Annotated in this window: 1 protein-coding gene; it reads right to left on the reverse strand. The window is 36.4% G+C overall.

Features of this window, described 5'->3' with window-relative positions; all coding sequences use genetic code 11:
* Positions 1-173, reverse strand: a 173-nt coding sequence (locus HJY11_RS15725) for an RpiB/LacA/LacB family sugar-phosphate isomerase (protein WP_208076450.1), incomplete at its 3' end; no start/stop codon positions are given.
* Positions 174-321 lie beyond the last annotated feature (148 nt).

The raw sequence follows: 321 nt of genomic DNA on the forward strand, positions 1-321 counted from the left end.
GCCTCGCCATCGAGAATTGATCGACACACTTTTGCGGCGATATCCGGAAAATCTACCATTTCAGGAGTATAGCTTCCTACATGGATTACCTCATGACCCTGTTCCTCCAAATATGCCAGAACCTTTTGTTTTAATTCATATCCTGCATGATCTCCACCGACAACTACTTTCATAAAATTAAGTACCTCCTTGATTAAAAAATATGGTGTTTGAAAAAATAATTGTACTTAATTATGGAAAGGTGACAGCATATTCCAAATACAACAGACAACGTTTCTATACCTTATTATAGAAGGTTTTCCATTTGCACGCAATATAATG

The sequence above is a fragment of the Bittarella massiliensis (ex Durand et al. 2017) genome, assembly GCF_017566145.1.
Taxonomy (GTDB): Bacteria; Bacillota; Clostridia; order Oscillospirales; family Ruminococcaceae; genus Bittarella; species Bittarella massiliensis_A.